The sequence below is a fragment of the Campylobacter showae CC57C genome, assembly GCF_000344295.2.
GTDB classification, from domain to species: Bacteria; Campylobacterota; Campylobacteria; order Campylobacterales; family Campylobacteraceae; genus Campylobacter_A; species Campylobacter_A showae_B.
This window is the reverse complement of record NZ_AOTD01000185.1, coordinates 1-2167: the sequence shown is the minus strand read 5'-3', so window position 1 is coordinate 2167 and position 2167 is coordinate 1. Positions and strand designations below refer to the sequence as shown.

Here is a 2167-nt window from a genome sequence, read left to right as displayed (position 1 = left end):
GACTACATAAATATGGGACCCGTTTATCCGCTCGATCAGTTTATCGTAAATTTACTTAGCGAAAGCGGCTCAAGATACCTAAAAACAAAAGTAGATTTAGAGCTTAGCGCCGAGACGCTAACGCCTGAAATCGACAAGAAAAAACCGCTAATCAGGGACATCATAGTATCCACCCTCTCATCTAAAACGTATGAAGAAGTAAGCACTCAAAAAGGCAAAAACCGCCTAAAAGACGAGATAGTCGACCGTCTAAACGAGGTTTTGGCCGACGGTCACATAAAAAACATCTACTTTACCGACTTTGTGGTGCAATGATCGGCATAGATATCGTAGCGATCTCGCGTATCTCGAAGCTTAAAGAGCGGCGAGGCGAGGATTTTTTGAGATATTTTTTAAGCGACGACGAAATAAATATCGCAAAAACAGACGCTACGATAGCGGGATTTTTTGCAGCTAAGGAAGCTATCAGCAAAGCTCTTGGCTGCGGAATCTCAGCTGAGTTTTCATTCTTTGACGCTCAAATTTACAAAGACAAGAAAAACGCCCCCAAAGTAAAGCTCTCAGAAAAAATCATAAAAAATTTTAATCTAAAAGACGCGCAAATCACCATTAGCCACGACGGAGGCTTTGCTATCGCCGCTGCGATACTACAAAGGGCGGATTAGACTTTCAAATTTAGCTCGGATATGGGCTGAAATTTACAGCTAAATCAAATCATAAGTTAGTCAAATTTAACAACTGCTACAAACCCTGTTTTACTCGACAAACGCAAGCTAAATTTGATACTGTTTTTATCCGCGCCGATTTTTTTACATTGCTCAAATTTAAGCCCGTAAACCCAACCACAGCCGCAGATTTAATCACACTGCAACACCAGCCAACTTTTATCAAATTTCTTCTCGCACAGATCGCTTTTTCTGATCCATAGATAAATTTTACCGCGACTACACTGCATTATCTCGTTTTCATTATTGTCACCGATTTATAGTGGCAGCGCCTGATCGCCGATATTTTGCCGAAAATTTTCAAACCTCAGCCCGCTATAATCCTCATCGCCGCCGCAATAAAAGCCGTTTGTCACAAGCTCGCACTCTAGCTCCATGCCGCCTTGGATATTGTCCGAATGCCCTAAAATCTTATTTTCACTGCGCCGCTCGCAAAAATCATCCGCCATCTGCCAATACGCGTCTATTTCATCATCGCTCATCTCGATATCGCCGACCAAATCACTCTCCAAATCCGGCAACTCGGTCTCATTTGCGAAATTTAACGAAGTCGCCGCAAACGATTCGTCTCTTTCAAACGGCGCAACCTTACGCTCTAGCTCGATCGTATCCTCAGTATAAGCCACCTTTTTAAAAGCGCCGTCTTTTGGATCATATCCCCACGGCATCTGAGCGCAATCGTAAAAGAGATAAAGCATACCGCGACTCGGCAACTCGCTCTGGGTATCAAATTCCGAAACTTCGCCAAAATTTATCTGTACTATAAAATCAATCGGCTCGCCACTTTTCCAGTTTTGTCCACGGCTCGCTTCGCGGTAGATCCAGTGGTCCCTCAAATTTCGACGCGCCTAGCACTATTTGCCGATCAGCGCTTTCTTTTGGCAAAATTTCCACCGCATTTTTAGCATAGCTTTTTATCTCTTTAGTTATACGCTCAGATCCGTATTTTCATATCTTGCGCGTAAATTTTGCAATTTCTCAAATTTAACGCATCGCAGCAAAAAGTTAGCCAAATTTTACTTCTGCAATGTCGGCAAATGCCAGCCTAGATAATACGCCGCAAGCCTAAACACGATGCCAAACGCAAAAAGCCCCATCACCCAAAATACGCTCGTAAATCCCGCATAATCCATCGCGAAATAAATCAGCCCCACGACAATGCTAACCGTCGCATAAAGCCCCGTTTTTAGGCACCAAGGGATCTCGTTAAACAGCACGTCGCGTATCATGCCGCCGCCCACGCCGTTGCAAAGCGCGAGTAGGACGACGCCAAAGACGTTGTAGCCAAACTGCAGCGCCACGATCGCTCCGACGATAGAAAAGCTCACCAGATCCACGGCGTCGGTGGTGACGAAAAGGAATTTTTTCTCGATATCGCTTCGCTTGTGCAGGCGCAAAAACGCCGAGAGAAAGAGCATCGCCATCACGATGATGCACGGAGC

3 protein-coding genes and 1 pseudogene are annotated in these 2167 nt (G+C 44.8%); 2 read left to right on the top strand and 2 right to left on the bottom strand.

Annotated features, from left to right (window positions below):
- Both H740_RS07035 and acpS read left to right on the top strand, forming a co-directional pair.
- Positions 1 to 315 (top strand): flagellar basal body-associated FliL family protein (locus tag H740_RS07035; RefSeq protein WP_002952756.1); only part of this gene is annotated, 315 nt, incomplete at its 5' end.
- Positions 312 to 665 carry a holo-ACP synthase gene (acpS, locus tag H740_RS07030; protein WP_002952753.1) on the top strand — a complete coding sequence of 118 codons (354 nt, stop codon included), beginning with the start codon at positions 312 to 314 and terminating at the stop codon, positions 663 to 665. The genes H740_RS07035 and acpS, both read left to right, overlap by 4 nt.
- A gap of 191 nt (positions 666 to 856) precedes the next feature.
- On the opposite strand, the pseudogene H740_RS07025 reads toward acpS, so the two are convergent.
- Together H740_RS07025 and H740_RS07020 are read right to left on the bottom strand one after the other, a co-directional pair.
- Positions 857 to 1561 (bottom strand): annotated as a pseudogene (locus H740_RS07025) (DUF1963 domain-containing protein).
- Between the two features lie 180 nt (positions 1562 to 1741).
- Positions 1742 to 2167 (bottom strand): trimeric intracellular cation channel family protein (locus H740_RS07020; protein ID WP_002952749.1); only part of this gene is annotated, 426 nt, incomplete at its 5' end.

Excerpts from the sequence above, each read along its gene's own strand:
- acpS (WP_002952753.1), top strand. The coding sequence starts at position 312 with ATGATCGGCATAGATATCGTAGCGATCTCGCGTATCTCGAAGCTTAAA.